This window comes from Bradyrhizobium sp. USDA 4504 (assembly GCF_054063995.1).
Window position 1 is genome coordinate 6,896,346 of the sequence record NZ_JBSSGV010000001.1, and the last position, 19,511, is coordinate 6,915,856.

The window sequence follows — 19,511 nt, forward strand, 5'->3', positions numbered from 1 at the left end:
CAGCCTCACACAGGAGAGGGCGCAGGGAAGGCCGGGCGCCGATTGCCACGAGCCTCAAATCAACATCCAGTGAATCTGATCACCTCCGCAATCACGATCCCCACCTCTCCCACCCCTCCCAGGAATAACCCATCCCCCACCTCACTCGCGTCATGACGGGCGCGTGCGAACGCGCGCCCGGCGACAACAAGAACAAGCAGGATGGGTTTGATGACGGGTTTGGATGGGACGCACGCGGCGGCGTCGGTGGTGGCGCTGCATTGCTCGCTGGGGTCGGGACGGCAATGGACCAAGCTTGCGGCCGCGCTCGGCGGCGACCGGTTCATGGCGCCGGATATTTCCGGTTATGGCGTTGCCGCCTGCGGGCGCGACTGGCCGCGGACGCTGGATGGCGAGATTGCGCGGCTCGAGCCCTGGCTCACCAAGGCCGACGGGCCGTTCCATCTGATCGGGCATTCCTATGGCGGGGCGATCGCGTTTCGGCTGGCGACGGCAACGCCTTATGCGCAGTACATCCGCAGCCTTACGCTGATCGAGCCCGTCCTGCCTACGTTGCTCAGAGACACGCCTGCCGATGCGCGGCTGTACGACCGCTTCGCGCGGATCGCGCAGATCGTCTCAAGGGATATTGTCGATGGCGCCGTGATGGAGGCGGTCGAGGCGTTCACCGCGTTCTGGGCCGGCTCCGGGCCGCGCGAGCAGTTCTCGCCGAGCGGGCGGCTGCGGATGATCGAGCAGGCCGACAAGCTGCCTTGCGATTTCAGCGCCGCGCTCGACCTCGACGCCGTGGCGGAAGCCGCGCGTGCCTTGAAGGTGCCGACGCTGCTGATCTCGGGCGGGCTGTCGCCCTATGTGACGCAGCGCATTGTCGCAAAACTCGCCGCGCTGATCGATGGCGCCGAGCTGCGGCATCTGCCGGGTGCCGGCCATATGCTGCCGGTGACGCATGCCGATCGGGTCAACCCGGAGATCCTGCGGCATATCTGGCGCGCCGAGGAGCTGGCGAAGCTGGAGCTGGCGGCGGATGCGGGGCCGGCCGAGGCAGCGCAGGCGGCTGGTTCGGCCCGGCGGCATCTGGTATTCAAGAGGCCCTCATTTTGGGAATAGTTTGCCGATGATTTTGCCTCGCACGCGCGCCCCAGCCCTTGCCGCCTCCGCGCTGCTCGTGCTCGCGGCCTCTCCCGCGCTTGCCGCGGGCGAGGCCGACGCCGTGCCGAAGGGCGCGGCGGTGACGGTGCTGAAGGCCTCGAAATTCTGCTTCGGCAATATCGTCGAGGTTTCGGGCATCGTGCTGCCGCGCGATGAGCAGCAGATCCGGCCCGACCGTTTCGGCTTGAAGGTGGCGGAGGTGATGGTCGATCCCGGCGACACTGTCACCGCCGGCCAGGTGCTGGCGAAGCTGACCGATGGGGCCAACTCGGTCAACGTCACGGCGCCGGTGGCGGGCACGATCTCGGCGTCGTCGGCGATTGTAGGCAGCCCGGCCTCGGGCAAGGACGCGCTGTTCTCGATCATCGCCAAGAGCGAGTATGACCTGGTCGGCATGGTGCCGACCCGCGACATCGCCAAGCTGAAGACCGAGCAGACGGCGCAGCTCAAGGTCCTCGGCGCCGGCGATCTCGACGGCAAGGTGCGGCGGATCGCGCCGACAGTCGAGCCGAACAGCCAGCTCGGCCAGGTGTTCATCGGCATCGGCGCGAACAAGCGGCTGCTGGTGAATTCGTCCGGCCGCGCCCAGATCAAGACCGGGCAGAGCTGCGGCGTCGCGGTGCCGCTGACCGCGATCCTCTATTCCACCGCCGGCACCGTGGTGCAGGTGGTGCGCGGCGGCCGCGTCGAGACGCGGCGGGTCGAGACCGGATTGATGTCGGCCGGCCAGGTCGAGATCCGCGACGGCATCCAGGAAGGCGACATCGTCGTCGCCCGCGCCGGCGCCCTGCTGCGCGAGGGCGATCCGGTGCGGCCAGTCGGCGCCAGCGCGGATGCAAAGTAGGCGGCGCTCCATCTACAGCGTCGTCCCGGGCAAGCCAACGGGTCGGCGCAAAGAGCCGCCCGATGACAGGCTCCGCGCGACCCGGGAGCCATAACCACCAATGTGAATTGTCTGAAGAGCTGTCGCCACAGCGCGCTTCGACAATGCGGCCCTGTGGTTATGGGTCCCGGCTTTCGCCGGGACGACGTGGGGAAAGAGTCGGGCTCAGCCGCCGAGCTTGATGTCTTCCAGCAGCGAGGACGACACGCTCGGCACCTGCTCGCCTTCGCTGGCGCGCGAGATCGCGACGCGGGTCTTGTTGAAGGCGCTTTCGGCGCCGGCCTGGGCGTTGAGGTTGTTGAGCAGCTCGGAGACCAGCACGCTGTTCGGCGCCTTGCTATCGTCGGCGACCTTGCCCGGCGTTGCCGAGCTCAGCACGATGGTGTTCTCCGGCGGGCTGATCGGGGCGAGGCCGTGCGAGAACGCGCGGAAGCGGCGCTCATAGGGATTGCGGCGCGAGGCGTCGAGCACGACGAGCTTGGCCTTGGCGCCGCGCTCCTTCATCGCATCGAGCACGGACTCGACGCTGACGCCGGTGCGCTTGACGTCGGCTTCCTTCCAGATCGTGGCATCGATCGGGATCATGTAGCTCTCGCGGCCGACCTGCACGCCGTAGCCGCCGAAGAACAGCATCACGACGGTGTCGGGGCGGATCTTGGCCTTCATGCGCTCGACCGCGCGGAACATGTCGTCCTTGGTCGCATCCTCGACCACGTCGACGTCAAAGCCCTCGCGGCGCAGCGCCGACGACAGGGTGCGGGCATCGTTGATCGGCTGGGCCAGCGGCGCCGCGGCGTCCGGATAATGGCCGTTGCCGATGATCAGCGCGAGGCGGGACGTGCCTGCCGGAATGCTGCCGGTCAGCTCGGTGGGGGCGATCTTGTCGCCACCCTTGGCGACATCGAGGGTGCGCTTGTTGAGCGCGGCATGGGCGCCAATCGCCAGCGACACCGTGCCGGCCACCGCCACGCAGACGGCGATGGTGCGGCGGGAAATGCGAAGCTGCCTAAGGTCCATAGCGTTCCTAAGTCCCAATTCTTATCCCGATGGCGCTCAAGCGAAGATCGCGCCAGTTAGTCGCGTCAAAGACGTTCAGGTTTAATGGGGTTGAGGTGTGTGTGCCGTTGAATTGAACTCAATTTGCGGCGCCGCAACAAACGCTCCTTTAACCCGAACGGCCGCTCGGGGCAACCCGAATTGCCGCATGCCGCCGCCCGGCAGAGGCCATTGACGCCGTTAAGATCCCGTTACGTGATCTCTGTCACATTTGTATTCTTCAGGGATTCATGTAGCTTTCCAAAGGCTTGCGAGTTTGGGGCAGAGCGACAGGAAACTCCGTCGGGCGGCGGCGTTAACCGGTTCCTCGGGAAAGGGGATTGTTTGAGCTTCTTGGGCCTTCACGAGATCGCAAGCGCGGTGTGCCGGTCGCTGACTGTCAAGAAGGACGGCCCGTCGCTGTACGATGTCTGCGACCCCGTGCTGCAGGCCTATCGCGGCGGCGATGCCCATCTCGGAAAATTCTACCGGACCGCGCTCGGCAATCCGCCGCTGCGCGCGCTGCTCCGCCGCACCGGCCTGCCCGCGCTCAACGATCCCGACCGCCTCTCCGGCCTGCGCGCGGCGCTCACCGCGGCGCGCGACGTCGAGACGCCGGACTGGGCCGCGATCGGCACGCCCGTCGCAGTATTGATGGACGGTATCGGTGTGCGCCATCCGGCACCGCCCGCCGCGACCGCACCTGGCCGCCCGCCGGAGATCGCCGAGATCGACCGCGTGATCCGCCTGACCGGCGCGCATCTGTTGCGCTCGTTCGGCAGGAACGGCTTCATCCCGACCTATGCCGCCTTCAACCTGATCGGCGACCCCGACGTCGGCGGGCGCGAGCTGCTGATGGCGCTGACCGGGCTGAACGCGCGCGGCTACAAGAACTCGACCTTGCTGTTCAATCTGGCGCGGATCTTCATCGCGCATTCGCCGGCGCGCGCGCTGATCAACCCGGCCTGGCGCGGCATCGCCGAGCCGATGTGGGAGCCGGTGCAGATCCGCCACCGCTCGGCCTATTACGACGCCTTCTTCACCGAGGCGCTGCTCGGCTTCGTCGAGACCGGGCTCGCCTCGCCGGACGAAGCTGCTACCGCGCGGCGCGCGATCGCCGACATGGTGGACTTCTGCCTCAAGACCAGCGCCGAGGCGGTGCCGTCGCATGACGGCTCGACGGTGAAGGTCATCACCGCGCTGGCGCCGGGCCGGCATCCGCGCTTCTCGCGCTTCTTCGCCCAGATCAAGCAGGATCTCGGCTTCGGCATCTATGTGCCGGACTGCGACACCACGGCGTGCTCGTTCTCGGCCGCGACCCAGGCCGGCTCCGACGATCCGATCCTCAAGCAGCCGCTGCTCGACTTCTACCGCGGCTACCAGGTGCGATCGGGCGCCAACGAGCCGCGTGTCACCGTGCCGCTCAACGATCATCTTGATTACGAGGGCGGCGTCGTCACCTGGATCGACAATCTCGCCGGCGAGCGGCCCTATGGCAACGACCTCGATCCGACGCTGAACCTCGACATCCTCGAGGTCTCGTTCCGCAACCTCGCCCGCTGGCAGATCATCGAGACGCCGCAGCGGCTGGAGACCGTGCATCGCGTCATCGCCTTCCAGAAAAATCTGGTCGAAAGCGGCGCGTTCAAAAATCCGCGCTCGCACATCTATTATCTGCCCGAACTCTATTCGGCCTATTTCGGCCGCTGCTATGCCGCCTTCGTCGCGCTGCCGCTGGCGGCGCAACGCATCATCGATCCCGGCAACGTGTTCGCGCTGATCCGCGCCCGCGTGCTCGGCTATGTCACGCACGAGCTGATCGCCCACGAGATGAACCCGTTCGACGCCGCGCTGGCGCTGATGGCGCTGGCGCATCTCGGCGCCGAGATCTCGACCTTCACGCCGGCGCTGCACTGCATCGTGCAGGGCCTCGGCGAGGGCGGCCGCAAGGGGCCCTACCGGGCCTATGAGTGGAATAAGATGAAGACGCCAACCCGCATCCTGGTCGGCGGGCCGGAGGTGACCTCGGCGTTCGTGCTGATGGCGCTGGCGCTGGCGAAGCGACGAATGGCCGCGGTGTAGTTTCGTAGCCCGGATGGAGCGCAACGTAATCCGGGGTGTTGCCCGCCGACAAAGATTCCCGGATTGCGCGGAGCTCCATCCGGGCTACGGATAAAGACCAACGCCTCGTTGATACCCGATGACGCTGCGCTCTACTCAACCGGGCTGCGGGACTTCACCCTCCCCTGGAGGGGGAGGGTCGTATCGCGTCGCGCGAAGCAAGATGCGATATGGGGTGGGGTGATCTCTCAACACGGGCACTGCTCAAGTGGACAGACCTTCACCCCACCTCGGCTCGCATTGCGCTGCGCTTCATGCGACCCGATCCTCCCCCTCCAGGGGAGGATGGCGGACATCGGGGATGACGCGAAGTTGAAACTGGCGGAAACGCAACAGCACTGGCACGGTTGCCCAATTGCCCGCACAATCGTTGGGCACTGACCACTGCACGCTAAAAGCCATTTGAACGATAAGAACCTGGCCGGGAACGCCGATGTTCAAGACGCTGCTCACCGCGGGCCTGCTGCTCTCGCTGCCGACGCTGGCTGTCGCCGCCGACATCACCGGCGTGCCGAAGATCCGCGACGGCGACCAGCTCATGATCGGCAGCGTCCGCATCCGGCTCGCAGGCGTCGACGCGCCGTCGACCGACCAGCTCTGCCTCAACACCAAAGGCGAGCGCTGGACCTGCGGCGTCGCGGCGCGCGACGAGCTGATCAAGCATGCCGGCAACAAGACCTGGACCTGCCACGCCCGCTCGGTCGATCGCCGCGGCCGCACCATCGCGCGCTGCGAGGTCGACGGCGAGGACATCCAGAAATGGCTGGTCGCGAGCGGCTGGGCGCTGGCCTACACCCGCGCCTCGCATGACTACGAAGCCGACGAGAAGGCCGCGCGTGAGGCAAAAGCCGGGATGTGGCAGGGTGCCTTCATCGCGCCGTGGGACTGGCGGGTGCGCAACAAGAAGACCACCGTGCTCGGCGCGGTGAAGCCGCCGGATGGCGCCAACGCGATCCTGCTCGCCTCGGCCTCCGGCCCGGTGGCGCCCTCGCCCGACTGCACCATCAAGGGCAACGTCAACCGCTCCGGTGAATGCATCTTTCACCAGCGGACCAGCCGCTGGTACGCCAAGATCGAAATGAAGATCAGCAAGGGCACGCGCTGGTTCTGCTCGGTCGAGGAAGCCGAGGCCGCCGGCTGCCGCGAGACGCGGCGCTAGTCGGAAGTGCGATTGAGTTGTAGCCTCATCGGCACCGCTTGCGACGCTCTTTATGAGGAGAAAGCCCCCATCCGGATTGCATCTTCGATGCAATCCGACCTAAGAGCGAGCTTCGCTCGTCTCGACCCCCGCAAGCGGGAGAGGTGAAGGACCACGGCATGACCGATGTCGAGATCGATCCGCCTTCCGTGCGCCGGCGCAGCCGCCTCAGGCAAGCGCAGATGGCATTGCTGCTCGTCCTGGCGATCTACCTGATCGCAGCCTATCTGCTGCTGCCGGCACTGTGGACGCATTACGAGCATCAGAAGGGCCTCGCCAATCTGCCGATGGTGACGCGCACCGCGCAGGGCATTCCCGGCGATCCGATGAATGTCGGGCTGATCGGCGACACCAAGGATGTGGTCTGCGCGATGCACGAGGCCGGCTGGTTTCCGGCCGATCCGGTGACGCTGAAATCCTCGATCGAGATCGTGGGCAGCGTGCTGCTCGATCGTCCCTACAAGGATGCGCCGGTGAGCAACCTGTTCTATCTCGACCGCCGCGAGGATCTCGCCTTCGAGCGGCCGGTCGGATCGAGCGCGGACCGCCGCAACCATGTCCGGTTCTGGAGGGTGCTCGACCAGGGCGAGGAGAAACGTCCGGTGTGGCTGGGCGCTGCGACGCTCGACCGCAGCGTCGGCGTCAGCCACTACACCGGCGCGGTGACGCATCACATCGCGGCCGACCTCGACGCCGAACGCGCGCTGCTCGCCACTGACCTCGAGTCCGCCGGCATGGTCACCGCGAAATATCAGGTCACCGGCATCGGCCCGACCTTCAACGGCCGCAATGGCGGCGGCGATCCCTATTACACCGACGGCGAAATCTGGGTGCTGCGGCTGGTCGAGGCCTGCCGCAAGAACAACGGCACCGTCGAGCAGCTCCCGAGCCCCGCCGCGACCGAGTTGAAGGACCAGATCTGGCGCGCGGTCGTCGAATCGATCGGCAAATAGCATCGTGTCCCGCGGTTTTGGAAACGCTGGATTGCTTCGTCCTGCTCGCAATCGAAGCCGCGATGGAATAGTCTCCGCGCTTGACCCCTCACACGCATGATTTGCGCGCTTTATCCAAAAGGAACAGGACGATGACCGTTCGCGCGGGCCGGGAATTTCTGGCCATCCCCGGGCCCACCACGATGCCTGATCAGGTGCTGCAGGCAATGCACCGCCCGGCGCTCGACATCTACTCCAACGAGATGGTCGAACTGACTGAGAGCCTGCTGCGCGACCTCTCGAGGCTGTTCGCCACCCAGGGCAAGTCCTACATCTACATCTCCAACGGCCACGGCGCGTGGGAGGCGACGCTCTCCAACGTGCTGTCGCGCGGCGACAAGGTGCTGGTGCTGGAGAGCGGGCGCTTCGCGATCGGGTGGGGCCAGGCTGCGGCCGCGATGGGCGCCGAGGTCGAGGTGCTGAAGGGCGACTGGCGCCGCGCGATCCGTCCGGCCGAGGTCGAGGCGCGGCTGCGGCGCGACAAGGAGCACACGATCAAGGCGATCCTGGTGGTACAGGTCGACACCGCGTCCGGCGCCTATAACGACATCGAGGCAATCGGCAAGGCGATCAAGGCCGCCGGCCATCCCGCATTGTACATGGTCGACACCGTGGCCTCGCTCGGCTGCATGCCGTTCGAGATGGACAAATGGTATGTCGACGTCGCGATGAGTGGCTCGCAGAAGGGCCTGATGACGCCGCCCGGCCTCGGCTTCGTCGCCGCCAATGACCGCGCCTGGGACGCCCACAAGAAGGCCGATCTGCGCACGCCCTATTGGGACTGGACCGAGCGCGAGGGCTCGGAGCACTACCGCAAATATGCCGGCACCGCGCCGGTGCATCTCTTGTTCGCTTTGCGCGAGGCGATCAACATGCTGCACGCCGAAGGCCTGGAGAATGCCTTTGAGCGGCATCGCCTGCTCGGCGAAGCGGTGCGCCGCGCGGTCGCGGTCTGGGGTGAAGGACAGGTGCTCGGCTTCAACATCGCCGAGCCCGCCGAGCGTTCCAACACCGTGACGACGGTGACCGTGAAGGGCGCCGACCCCGCCGCGATCCAGCGCTACGCCAAGGAGAAATGCGGCGTCGTGCTCGGCACCGGCATCGGCGATTTGCAGGGCCAGGCCTTCCGCATCGCGCATATGGGCCACGTCAACGCCCCGATGATTCTCGGCACCCTCGGCGTCGTCGAGGTCGCGCTGACAGCGCTGAACATCCCGCACGGCAAGGCAGGCGCCGACGCCGCCATCCAGTGGCTCGGCGAGAACGTGAAGGCGTAGCTTGAGCCGGTCTGAGGCTTTAACCCGTCATCCTGAGGAGCCCGCCAAAGTCGGGCGTCTCGAAGGATCGACGGCCGCGCTCCCGCCGTGATCGAATCGGAGTGCGCGGAAGTAGCCGGGCCGTCGATCCTTCGAGGCTCGCTCCGCTCGCACCTCAGGATGACGGAAGAGTGGTCGGGGAATAACGCAACGAAGAGGTGCCACGACTTTTTGACGGGGCACGAGCACTTTTCGTCGTCATCATTTTCCGCTTTACTGCCGGCAACAGCCGGGCACGGATCCCTGCGACACAACAAAATGGAGGGACCGCTTGGCATCGGTGGAATTGCGCGGCCTGGTCAAGCGGTTTGGATCGTTTGTCGCGGTTGATGATGTTTCGCTCACGATCGATCATGGCCAGCTGGTCTGCCTGCTCGGGCCGTCCGGCTGCGGCAAGACCACCACTCTGCGGCTGATCGCCGGGTTCCTCGAACCATCCGACGGCGAGATCCGCGTCGGCGAGCGCGTGGTGTCATCGAAGGCGCGCACGCTGCCGCCCGAGCAGCGCAACATGTCGATGATCTTCCAGAGCTACGCGCTGTGGCCGCATATGACGGTGGCGGAGAACATCGTCTACGGCCTGCGCTTGCGCAAAATGGATCGCGACACCATCGCCAAGAAGCTCGCCGCGATCCTGGCCACCACCAAGCTGGAACCACTGGCGCAGCGCTATCCGGGCGAGCTCTCCGGCGGCCAGCAGCAACGCGTCGCGCTGGCGCGCGCGCTGATCGTCGGCCCCGAGACGCTGCTGCTCGACGAGCCGCTGTCGAATCTCGACGCCAATCTGCGCGAGGAGATGCGATTCGAGATCCGCCGCCTGCACGACGAATATCGCTACACCACCGTCTACGTCACCCACGACCAGTCCGAGGCGATGACGACCGCCGACCTGATCGCGGTGATGAATGCCGGCAAGATCGACCAGCTCGGCAGCCCTGAGGACATCTATGCGCGGCCGGAATCGGAATTCGTCGCGCGCTTCATCGGCGCCGCCAACGTGATCAAGGGCACCGCGCGCGATGCGAACCATGTGGAGTTCGCCGGCGCAACGCTCGAGGTGGTCGGCGCCACGCTGACGACCGGCCAGAGTGCGCCGGTCGCGATCCGCCAGCACGAGATCCAGTTCGCGACGCAACCGCCCGCGGCAGCGCAGAACACGCTCAAAGCCATCGTGACGCGGCAGGTCTATCTCGGCATGAATCGCGACTACATGCTGGAGACCGCTGACGGCACATCGCTGCGGGTGACCACGCCGACCGAAACCGCAGTCGAGAAGGGCAGCGAGGTCTGGCTGACCCTGCCGCCCGCGCGCTGCCGGGCGCTCAGCCGATAACAACAAGAAACGGAGCGAGCGATGCGGAAGCCGATTTCCAGACGCGATGTCCTGAAAGGCTCTGCGGCGCTTGCGGTCGGCACGGTGTTCGCGTCACCGGCACGCGCCGCCGCGCCCGAGCCGGTCGCAATCACGCCCGATCTCGTCGCCGCCGCGACCAAGGAAGGCAAGCTCGTGTTCTATTCGTCGATGGACCTGCCGGTCGGCGAAAAGCTCGGCAAGGCGTTCGAGGCCGCCTATCCCGGCATCACCGTGCAGATCGAGCGTTCCGGCTCGGAGCGGCTGTTTCAGCGCGTGGCGCAGGAATTCGATTCCAACATCCACGCCGCCGACGTCGTCAACAGCGCCGATGCCTCGCATTTCATCCCCTGGAAGAAGAGCGGCTGGCTGATGCCGTTCGTGCCCGAGGACGTCGCGAAGCATTTTCCCGACAATTACCGCGACCCCGACGGCATGGCCGTGACCACGCGGCTGTGGCTGTCGTCGATCGCCTACAACACCAATCTGGTGAAGGCGGAGGACGCGCCGAAGAGCTTTGCCGACCTGCTCGACCCGAAATGGGTGGGCAAGATGGTGAAGGGCCATCCTGCCTATAGCGGCACCATCATGACCACCACATTCCAGATCGTGCGCGAGCTCGGCTGGCCTTACCTCGAAAAGCTCGCAAAACAGCGCGTGATGCAGGTGCAGTCCTCGACCGACCCGCCGAAGAAGCTCTCGCTCGGCGAGCGCGCCGTGATGGCCGACGGCAATGAGTATGGCATCGTGCTCTTGAAGGAAGCCGGGCAACCGGTCGAGCCGGTCTATCCGACCGAGGGCACGCCGACGATCTCGGGTCCCACAGGCATCTTCGCCGGCGCGCCGCATCCGAACGCCGCAAAGCTGTTCCAGGCCTGGCTGCACAGCCGCGCGACCCAGCAATTCTTCGTCGACTTCACCGGCCAATATTCGCTGCACGCCCAGGTGCAGCCGAAGGCCGGCCGGCGCAAGCTTTCCGACATCAAGCTGATGAAAGAGGACCCGGCGGGGGTGGAGGCGATGACCGAAGAGATCAAGACCCGCTATGCGCGCTTGTTCAGGGTTTGAGCGATGAAGGGCGCGGTGCACACTTCCTTGCCTCGCCCCGCTTGCGGGGAGAGGCCGACGCGCATCGCAAGATGCGCGGCGGGTGAGGGGGACTCTCCGCGCATTCGGTGTCTGCGGAGGCAGCCCCTCACCCCACCCCTCCAAGAGCAAGCTTCGCTTGTCTCGACCCCGCAAGAGCGGGGCGAGGGAGTCGAAACAGCTTGCAGCGTGCCAACATGACAACAACCGCCTCCCCCGCCGCAAAGCCCCGCATCGACTGGACACGCCCCGTGATGTGGCTGTTCGCGGCGCTGCTCATCCTGCTGATCCTGCTGCCGCTGTCGTGGCTCGCGGTGTTTGCCTTCACCGACAAGAGCCGGTATCCGACGCTGCAAAACTTCGTCACGCTGTTCAGCAATCCGGATTTCCTCGATCCGCTGCTGACGACCGCGATCATCGCGACCACGTCGGCGCTGATCTGCTGCATCGTCGCGGCGCCGATCAGCTGGCTGGTGTCGCGCACCGACATGCCGGGGCGGCAGACCATCCGCGCACTGGTCACGGCCTCGTTCGTGACGCCGCCATTTCTCGGCGCGGTCGCCTGGGAACTGCTGGCGGCGCCGAATTCCGGGCTGCTGAACCAGCTCTACCGGCTGTTCGCCGGCGAGGACGCCGACGCGCTGTTCAACATCTATTCGATGACCGGGATCATCTTCGTGATCTCCTGCTACACGTTCCCGTTCGTGTTCGTGCTGGTGGCCAATGCGCTCGACACCATGCCGGGCGAGCTCGAGGACGCCTCCGCGATCCTCGGCGGCAATGCCTGGACCACTGCGCGGCGGGTGACGATCCCGCTCGCGCTGCCCGCGCTGGTCGCGGGCGCCCTGATCGCGTTCCTGCAGGCGATGACGCTGTTCGGCTCGCCCGCGATCCTGGCGCTGCCGGCCGGCTTCCACACCATGACGACCAAGATCTGGAGCCTGTTCCAGTATCCGCCGAAGCTCGAGCTCGCGGCCGCCGCCGCGGTGCCGCTGCTAGTGCTGACCATCCTGCTGCTGCAGGGCCAGAAGGCGCTGCTCGGCCGCCGCGGCTATTCGGTGATCGGCGGCAAATATGGCGCGCCGCGCCGGGTCGAATTGCGCGGCTGGCGCTGGGCCGCGCTCGGCTTCTGCCTCCTGGTGCTGCTCAACCCGGTGTTCCTGCCTTACCTCGCGCTGCTCAACGCCGCGTTCTCGCCGAACGCGACCACGCTGGTGACGCCATCGACGGCGACGCTGCACAACATCGTCTTCGTGTTCACCGAGCTGTCGTCGACCCAGCTCGCGCTCAAGAACACCGTGATCCTCGGCACCGCGACCGCGACCATCGGCACCATCCTCGCGCTCGTCATCGCCTATGTCACGACGCGCAAGGTGATCGCGGGCCACCGCGTGCTCGGCTTCCTCGCCACCGCGCCGGTCGCGGTCCCCGGCATCGTGCTCGGCGTCGGCCTGTTCCTGAGCTACACGCGGCCGCCCTTCGTGCTCTACGGCACGCTGTGGATCCTGCTGCTGGCGTTCCTCACCATCAATTTGCCGTCCGCCTATCAGCAATTGCAGGCGGCGTTCGCGACCATCCATCCCGAGCTCGAGGAGGCAAGCCGCATTCTCGGCGCGACCCGGTTGCAGGCGCTGCGCCAGATCACCGCGCCCTTGCTGCGCACCGGCGTGATCGCGACCTGGTGCTTCATCTTCATCGGCGTGATGCGGGAACTGTCGGCGGCGATCGTGCTGTTCACCTCGCAGACCAAGGTGCTGTCGGTCCTGATCTACGACCTCAACGAAGGCGGCGACCTCGCCGCGATCGCGGTGCTCGGCATCGCGATGCTGGTGATCACCTTCGCCGTGGTGCTGGCAGTGAACCGGATTCCGATGTCCGGCGGCAATGCCGGCGCGCGGCTGCGGAACGGGTAGCTCGCCCTAACCACGTCGTCATTGCGAGGAGCGAAGCGACGAAGCAATCCATTCTATCCCTTCGGGGAACGATGGATTGCTTCGCTTCGCTCGCAATGACGAAGCAACCAAGGATGCCCGCCCCATCTGGCAATCGCCACATTCATCCCGATATAGAGCGGAACCCCGCACCATGAGGATCGTGTGACCAAATCCGCCACCACAACATCGCCCCCGGTCGCGCCGCGCCGGCCGCATTCCTTCACCACCCACGGCATCACGGTGACCGACGACTATGCGTGGATCAAGGATCCGAAATGGCAGGAGGTGCTGCGCGATCCCTCGATCCTCGATCCCGACATCCGGGCCTATCTCGAAGCCGAGAACGGTTACACCGAGAGCCTGCTCGGCCATACCGACGTGTTGCAGAAGCGGCTGGTCAAGGAGATGCGCGGGCGGATCAAGGAGGACGATTCCAGCGTGCCGTCGCCGGACGGCCCGTTCGCCTATTTCCGCAAGTTCCGCGAGGGCGGCCAGCACGAGCTGTACTGCCGCACGCCGCGCGACGGCGGCGACGCCCATGTCGTGCTCGACGGCGACGCGCTGGCGAAGGACCACAAATATTTCAAGTTCGGCGGCAGCCGGCATTCCAACGATCACCGCCTGCACGCCTGGAGCGCCGACACCAAGGGCTCCGAATATTTCTCGATCCGGGTGCGCGACTGGGCCACCGGCGGCGATCTCGACGACCTCGTCGAGGAGACCGACGGCGGCGTGGTCTGGGCCGCGGATTCCAAAAGCTTCTTCTACGTCAAGCTCGACGACAATCACCGGCCGATGCAGGTGTGGCGGCACAAGCTCGGCACCAAACAGGCCGACGACACGCTGATCTATGAGGAGCAGGATTCCGGATGGTTCACCCACCTGCACGAGAGCGCGAGCGGCCGCTTCTGCGTGATCGCGGGCGGCGACCATGAGACCTCGGAACAGCGGCTGATCGATCTCTCCAGTCCCGACGCGCCGCCGCGGCTGGTCGCGGCACGCGAGGAAGGCGTACAATATTCGATCGCCGACCGCGGCGACGAGCTGTTCATCCTCACCAACGCCGACGACGCCATCGACTTCAAGGTCGTCACCGCGCCGCTCACCGCACCCGAGCGCAGCAACTGGCGCGACCTGATCCCGTATCGCGAAGGCGTCTATGTGCTCGACGTCGAGCTCTATGCCGGCCACATGGTGCGGCTGGAGCGTGCCAATGCGCTGCCGGCGATTATCATCCGCGACCTCAACAGCGGCGAAGAGCACGCGATCGCCTTCGACGAGGCGGCCTATTCGCTTGACACCATGGGCGGCTACGAGTTCGACACCACCAACCTGCGGTTTGCCTATTCGTCGATGACGACGCCGTCGGAAGTCTATGACTACGACATGGCGACGCGGACGCGGAGCTTACGCAAGCGCCAGGAGATTCCGTCCGGCCACAACCCGGCCAACTACGTCACCACGCGCATCATGGCGACCTCGCATGACGGCGCGCAAGTGCCGGTCTCGATCCTGCATCGCAAGGATTTCGTTCGTGACGGCAAGGCGCCGCTTTTGCTGTATGGCTACGGCTCCTACGGCATGGCGATGCCGGCGTCGTTTGCCGCCAACCGGCTGTCGCTGGTCGACCGCGGCTTTGTGTATGCGATTGCGCATATCCGCGGCGGCGCCGACAAGGGCTGGGGCTGGTATCTCGACGGCAAGCGCGAGAAGAAGACCAACACGTTCGACGATTTCGCCGCCGCCGGGCGGGCGCTGATCGAGGCGAAATATACCGGTGAGAAGCGCATCGTCGGCCATGGCGGCTCGGCGGGCGGCATGCTGATGGGCGCGGTCGCCAACCGCGCCGGCGAGCTGTTCGCCGGTATCGTCGCCGAAGTGCCATTCGTCGATGTGCTCAACACCATGCTCGACGACACGCTGCCGCTGACGCCGCCGGAATGGCCGGAATGGGGCAATCCGATCGAGAGCGAGAAGGATTTCCGCACCATCCTGTCCTATTCGCCCTACGACAATGTCGCGGCCAAGGACTATCCGGCGATCCTGGCGATGGGCGGGCTCACCGATCCGCGCGTCACCTATTGGGAGCCGGCGAAATGGATCGCGCGGCTGCGCGCCACCATGCGCGGCGGCGGCCCGGTGCTGCTGCGCACCAACATGGGCGCCGGCCACGGCGGCGCGTCCGGCCGCTTCAACCGCCTCGACGAGGTCGCGATCGTCTACGCGTTCGCGCTGTGGGCGGTCGGGATGGCTGACAAGGCTGAGGTGTAGGGTGCCGGTTGGCTTGCGCGGTCCCCTCCCCATCGTCGTCCCGGCGAAGGCCGGGACCCATACCGCGTGATCTATCGAGCAAGGCAGTCACAGTACCACGGCACACAACGCAACTGCCAGTCTTCGCCAAACTCCTCCCTGTGGTTATGGGTCCCTGCTTTCGCCGGGACGACGGCGGGATGTATGGCGATCGCTTATCAAGGACGACGGCGGAGAGTGAGGCGCTACCGCCCCTTCGCCTTCCGCCACGTCGCGAAATCCTTCAGCGTCTGTTCGTCGGTCGCAGGATAGAGCCCGAAGATGCCGCGACCGTTCTGGACCTGCTCGGTGACGAAATCCTCGAACGCGGTCATCTCGAAGGTCTCGTCGGCGATCTCGTCGGCGAGATGCGCCGGGATCACGATGACGCCGTCGCTGTCGCCAAGGACGACGTCGCCGGGAAACACCGGCGCATCGCCGCAGCCGATCGGCACGTTGATCTCGATTGCCTGGTGCAGCGTGAGGTTGGTCGGCGCGCTCGGGCGATGATGAAAGGCCGGGAAGCCGAGCCGCGCGATCTCGGCCGAATCCCGGAAGCCGCCGTCGGTGACAACGCCGGCGCAGCCACGCTTCATCAGCCGCGTCACCAGGATCGCGCCGGCCGACGCGGCGCGCGCATCCTTGCGGCTGTCCATCACCAGCACCGCGCCCACGGGGCACTCCTCGATCGCCTTGCGCTGCGGATGCGCGCGATCGCGGAACACCTCGATCTTGTTGAGGTCCTCGCGCGCCGGCATGTAGCGCAGCGTGAAGGCCTCGCCGACCATGGTCGGCTGATCCGGGCCCAGGGGATGAACATCCTGGATCATCTGGATGCGGAAACCGCGCTTGAACAGCGCGGTCGCGACCGTCGCGGTGGAGACGGATTTCAGCTTGTTGCGGGTGGTGTCGCTGAGTTTTGACATGATGATTTTTCCGATTGTCATTCCGGGGCGGGCGCTACAGCGACCGAACCCGGAATCTCGAGGTTCCGGGTTCGATGCTGCGCATCGCCCCGGAACGACAGTGATCAATAAATCGACGGCTCGCCGACCGGCTTGCCAAAGCCGGTCTCGAGGAAATCGAAGTCGCAGCCCTCATTGGCCTGCTTGATGTGCTTCGAGAACATCCAGCCATAGCCGCGCTCGAAGCGCTGTTCGGGCTGTTTCCATTCGGCGCGGCGCCTGGCCAGCTCCGCCTCCGGCACATCGAGATTGATGGTGCGCGCGGCGACGTCGAGCGTGATGCGGTCGCCGTTCCTCACCAGCGCCAGCGGGCCGCCGATATAGGATTCCGGCGAGACGTGCAGGATGCAGGCGCCGTAGCTGGTGCCGCTCATCCGCGCGTCCGACAGCCGCACCATGTCGCGCACGCCCTGCTTCACCAGCTTGGTCGGGATCGGCAGCATGCCCCATTCCGGCATGCCCGGCCCGCCCTGCGGACCGGCATTGCGCAGGATCAGCACGTGATCGGCCGTGACGTCGAGATCGGGATCATCGACCGCCTTCTTCATCGACGGATAGTCGTCGAACACCAGCGCAGGCCCGGTGTGCTTGAGGAAACGCGGATCGCAGGCGCTTGGCTTGATGACGCAGCCGTCGGGCGCGAGATTCCCCTTCAACACCGCGAGCGCGCCCTCCTTGTAGATCGGGTTGTCGACGGTGCGGATGACGTCGTCATTGTGCACCTCGGCGCCATCGATGTTCTCGCCGAGCGTCCTGCCTGACACGGTCATGCAGTCGAGATGCAGATGCGGCTTGATGCGGTTCATCAGGCCGGGCAGCCCGCCGGCATAGAAGAAATCCTCCATCAGATAGAGGTCGCCGCTCGGCCGCACATTGGCGATCACAGGCACCTTGCGGCTCGCTTTCTCGAAATCGTCCAGCGAAATGTCCTGGCCGGCGCGGCGCGCCTGCGCGATCAGGTGAATAATGGCGTTGGTCGAACAGCCCATCGCCATCGCGACCGTGATCGCGTTCTCAAAGGCCTTGCGGGTCTGGATCTTCTGCGGCGTGAGATCCTCCCACACCATCTCGACGATGCGGCGGCCGGCCTCCGAGCTCATGCGGATGTGGTTGGCGTCGGCCGCGGGGATCGACGAGGCGCCCGGCAGCGTCATGCCGATGGCCTCCGCGATCGCGGTCATCGTCGAGGCCGTGCCCATGGTCATGCAGGTGCCGTAGCTTCGGGCGATGCCGGCCTCCATGTCGACCCAGTCCCTGTCGGAGATCTTGCCGGCGCGGCGCTCGTCCCAGTATTTCCAGGCGTCCGAGCCGGAGCCCAGCGTGCGGCCCTTCCAGTTGCCGCGCAGCATCGGTCCGGCAGGCAGGTAGATCGCCGGCAGGTTCATGCTGGTGGCCCCGAGCAGCAGGCCGGGCGTGGTCTTGTCGCAGCCGCCCATCAGTACCACGCCGTCGACCGGATGGCCGCGCAGCAGTTCCTCGGCGTCCATCGCCAGCATGTTGCGGTAGAGCATCGTGGTCGGCTTCAACAGCGATTCCGACAGCGACAGCGCCGGCAGCTCGAGCGGAAAACCGCCGGCCATCAGCACGCCGCGCTTGACGTCGTCGACCCGGCTCTTGAAATGCATGTGGCAGGGCTGCGCATCCGACCAGGTGTTGATGATCGCGATCACCGGGCGGTCGCGCCACTCCTCCGGCGCGTAACCCATCTGCATTGCCCGCGACCTGTGGCCGAAGGCGCGCAAATCATCGGGCGCAAACCAGCGCGCGCTGCGCAATTGATCCGGGGTCTTGTTCTTCTTCGTCATCGCCATGGGTCTCGACATTGCTCGCACGCGCGCGGTTCCGGCGCGCTTGCCCTGTGTCAGGCATATACTCGATTTTCTGACATGTCGTCCCGCCCCCGGCGCAGACGTGCCGTTCGCTGAACGTGCGCCGCACACGCTCCGCAATGTGGCAATCGGAACGTAAACCGGCCCTAGGTTATTTTTGCTGCGCCGTCATCACGATGCGGACCAGATCGGCGGCGTTGCGCGCGCCGAGCTTCTTCATGATGTTGGCGCGGTGATCCTCGATCGTGCGCGGACTGATCCCGAGATGGCGCCCGGCTTCCTTGTTGGAGGCGCCCGCGGTGAACTGCTCGAGCACCTCGCGCTCGCGGCGGGTCAGCGGCTCGCGACCCGGGAAGTGCAGCGCGGCGATCCGCGACGCGGAGGTCTCGGCCTGGCGCCTGGTGTAGGCGTCGATCGCCTCGTTCAGACGGCTCACGATCTCGTTGCCGCGGAACGGCTTCTCGATGAAGTCGAGCGCGCCGTTCTTGATGGCACTGACCGCCATCGCGATGTCACCCTGACCGGAGATCATGAAGATCGGCGCCGGATAATCCTCGCCATGCAGCTCTCTCAGGATATCGAGGCCGGATTTGCCGGGGATATGAACGTCGAGCAGGATGCAGGCTGGCGTCCTGCTGCGCGCCACCGCGAGCAACGCCGCGCCGTCCGCAAAGCAGATCACCTTGTAACCAGCGGTCGACAGGACCACTGAAAGCGTCTCGCGAACGGCAGGATCGTCGTCGACTACAAAGATTTCCCCGCGCGGAGCGCCATTTTCAACCATATGCATCGTCCATCAGTGGTGAAGCGTGCTGCCCTGACCGCACAAGAACTAACTCGACCATCTCGATCAATGGACCCGTATTTGTACGGGACGTCCGCTTAACGCACAAGTAGCACCGCGTTCCCTAAAAGTGGGGGGCAGTGGAGAAACATGCATGGAAAATGCAGCGTCGGACCGCGTTGCAGCGCGCTTGGACGAGGGCCATGATCCCTACGGTCTGATCGTGACGGACCTGGTCACGCTGATTGGCCATGTCCAGGCGAGCCTGCGGCTGATCGAAGCGGCGATCGCGCGCGAGGCCGTGCTGGCCGCGCGGCAGGCCGACGTCGACACCGTCGTTCTCGACGACGTTACCCCGCGCTATCTCACAGCATCCACCGCCCTGAAGACATGCGATGCCGGCCTCGGCACGACGCTCGACCGCCTGTGCGATTCCGGGGCAGCAGCGCGTCTGCTGAACTGACCCGCCGCCACCGACGGGTTCGGCCCAATCACCTCGATTGTCCCGACGACGCCCAACCCATCAGGCGACGATCCGTTCCACGCATCGTCCGGATTGGCCGCGGGCCTTGCCCGCCC

The 19,511-nt window shown here is 65.9% G+C and carries 15 protein-coding genes; 11 read left to right on the forward strand and 4 right to left on the reverse strand.

Going from position 1 to position 19,511, the window contains the following annotated elements; translation table 11 throughout:
* The first annotated feature begins 210 nt into the window (after window positions 1–210).
* Both ACVMB1_RS32295 and ACVMB1_RS32300 read left to right on the forward strand, forming a co-directional pair.
* Window positions 211–1,107 (forward strand): alpha/beta fold hydrolase, encoded by an 897-nt coding sequence (locus tag ACVMB1_RS32295; protein WP_158074247.1) that lies wholly within the window; start codon window positions 211–213, stop codon window positions 1,105–1,107.
* A 7-nt stretch (window positions 1,108–1,114) separates the two neighbouring features.
* On the forward strand, window positions 1,115–1,993 hold the full coding sequence (locus ACVMB1_RS32300; RefSeq protein WP_076834752.1) for an efflux RND transporter periplasmic adaptor subunit: 879 nt from the start codon (window positions 1,115–1,117) through the stop codon (window positions 1,991–1,993).
* A gap of 204 nt (window positions 1,994–2,197) precedes the next feature.
* Here ACVMB1_RS32300 and ACVMB1_RS32305 read toward each other — a convergent pair whose 3' ends face one another.
* Window positions 2,198–3,049 carry a caspase family protein gene (locus ACVMB1_RS32305; RefSeq protein WP_076834742.1) on the reverse strand — a complete coding sequence of 284 codons (852 nt, stop codon included), beginning with the start codon at window positions 3,047–3,049 and terminating at the stop codon, window positions 2,198–2,200.
* A 372-nt stretch (window positions 3,050–3,421) separates the two neighbouring features.
* Here ACVMB1_RS32305 and ACVMB1_RS32310 point away from each other — a divergent pair, with 372 nt between their 5' ends.
* The 8 genes from ACVMB1_RS32310 to ACVMB1_RS32345 all read left to right on the forward strand — a co-directional run bounded on the left by ACVMB1_RS32310 (window position 3,422) and on the right by ACVMB1_RS32345 (window position 15,336).
* The gene (locus tag ACVMB1_RS32310; RefSeq protein ID WP_076834740.1) at window positions 3,422–5,149 is read left to right on the forward strand and encodes a hypothetical protein; all 1,728 of its coding nucleotides are present in this window, start codon (window positions 3,422–3,424) and stop codon (window positions 5,147–5,149) included.
* A gap of 472 nt (window positions 5,150–5,621) precedes the next feature.
* Entirely contained in the window at window positions 5,622–6,347 is a 726-nt protein-coding gene (locus ACVMB1_RS32315; RefSeq protein ID WP_057021088.1) for a thermonuclease family protein, read from the forward strand.
* Between the two features lie 158 nt (window positions 6,348–6,505).
* Entirely contained in the window at window positions 6,506–7,339 is an 834-nt protein-coding gene (locus ACVMB1_RS32320) for an LssY C-terminal domain-containing protein (RefSeq protein WP_076834750.1), read from the forward strand.
* A 131-nt stretch (window positions 7,340–7,470) separates the two neighbouring features.
* The gene (locus ACVMB1_RS32325) at window positions 7,471–8,655 is read left to right on the forward strand and encodes a pyridoxal-phosphate-dependent aminotransferase family protein (RefSeq protein ID WP_057021087.1); all 1,185 of its coding nucleotides are present in this window, start codon (window positions 7,471–7,473) and stop codon (window positions 8,653–8,655) included.
* A gap of 319 nt (window positions 8,656–8,974) precedes the next feature.
* Window positions 8,975–10,027, forward strand: coding sequence for an ABC transporter ATP-binding protein (locus ACVMB1_RS32330; protein ID WP_244559012.1), 1,053 nt, complete (start codon window positions 8,975–8,977; stop codon window positions 10,025–10,027).
* Between the two features lie 21 nt (window positions 10,028–10,048).
* Window positions 10,049–11,113: a substrate-binding domain-containing protein gene (locus ACVMB1_RS32335; protein ID WP_076834736.1), complete on the forward strand. Its 1,065-nt coding sequence runs from the start codon at window positions 10,049–10,051 to the stop codon at window positions 11,111–11,113.
* Window positions 11,114–11,328: 215 nt separating this feature from the next.
* Window positions 11,329–13,044 (forward strand): ABC transporter permease, encoded by a 1,716-nt coding sequence (locus tag ACVMB1_RS32340; RefSeq protein WP_076834734.1) that lies wholly within the window; start codon window positions 11,329–11,331, stop codon window positions 13,042–13,044.
* A 183-nt stretch (window positions 13,045–13,227) separates the two neighbouring features.
* Window positions 13,228–15,336, forward strand: coding sequence for a S9 family peptidase (locus ACVMB1_RS32345; protein WP_076834733.1), 2,109 nt, complete (start codon window positions 13,228–13,230; stop codon window positions 15,334–15,336).
* Window positions 15,337–15,560: 224 nt separating this feature from the next.
* On the opposite strand, the gene ACVMB1_RS32350 is transcribed toward ACVMB1_RS32345, so the two are convergent.
* The 3 genes from ACVMB1_RS32350 to ACVMB1_RS32360 form a co-directional block, all read right to left on the reverse strand.
* Window positions 15,561–16,280, reverse strand: a complete 720-nt coding sequence (locus ACVMB1_RS32350) for a ribonuclease activity regulator RraA (RefSeq protein WP_057021244.1) — start codon at window positions 16,278–16,280, stop codon at window positions 15,561–15,563.
* Between the two features lie 104 nt (window positions 16,281–16,384).
* On the reverse strand, window positions 16,385–18,124 hold the full coding sequence (gene araD / locus ACVMB1_RS32355) for an L-arabinonate dehydratase (protein ID WP_076834748.1): 1,740 nt from the start codon (window positions 18,122–18,124) through the stop codon (window positions 16,385–16,387).
* A 175-nt stretch (window positions 18,125–18,299) separates the two neighbouring features.
* Window positions 18,300–18,932 carry a response regulator transcription factor gene (locus tag ACVMB1_RS32360; protein WP_018269422.1) on the reverse strand — a complete coding sequence of 211 codons (633 nt, stop codon included), beginning with the start codon at window positions 18,930–18,932 and terminating at the stop codon, window positions 18,300–18,302.
* Between the two features lie 154 nt (window positions 18,933–19,086).
* On the opposite strand from ACVMB1_RS32360, the gene ACVMB1_RS32365 reads away from it, so the two are divergent.
* On the forward strand, window positions 19,087–19,395 hold the full coding sequence (locus ACVMB1_RS32365; protein ID WP_456849668.1) for a hypothetical protein: 309 nt from the start codon (window positions 19,087–19,089) through the stop codon (window positions 19,393–19,395).
* The last annotated feature ends 116 nt before the right edge of the window (window positions 19,396–19,511 follow it).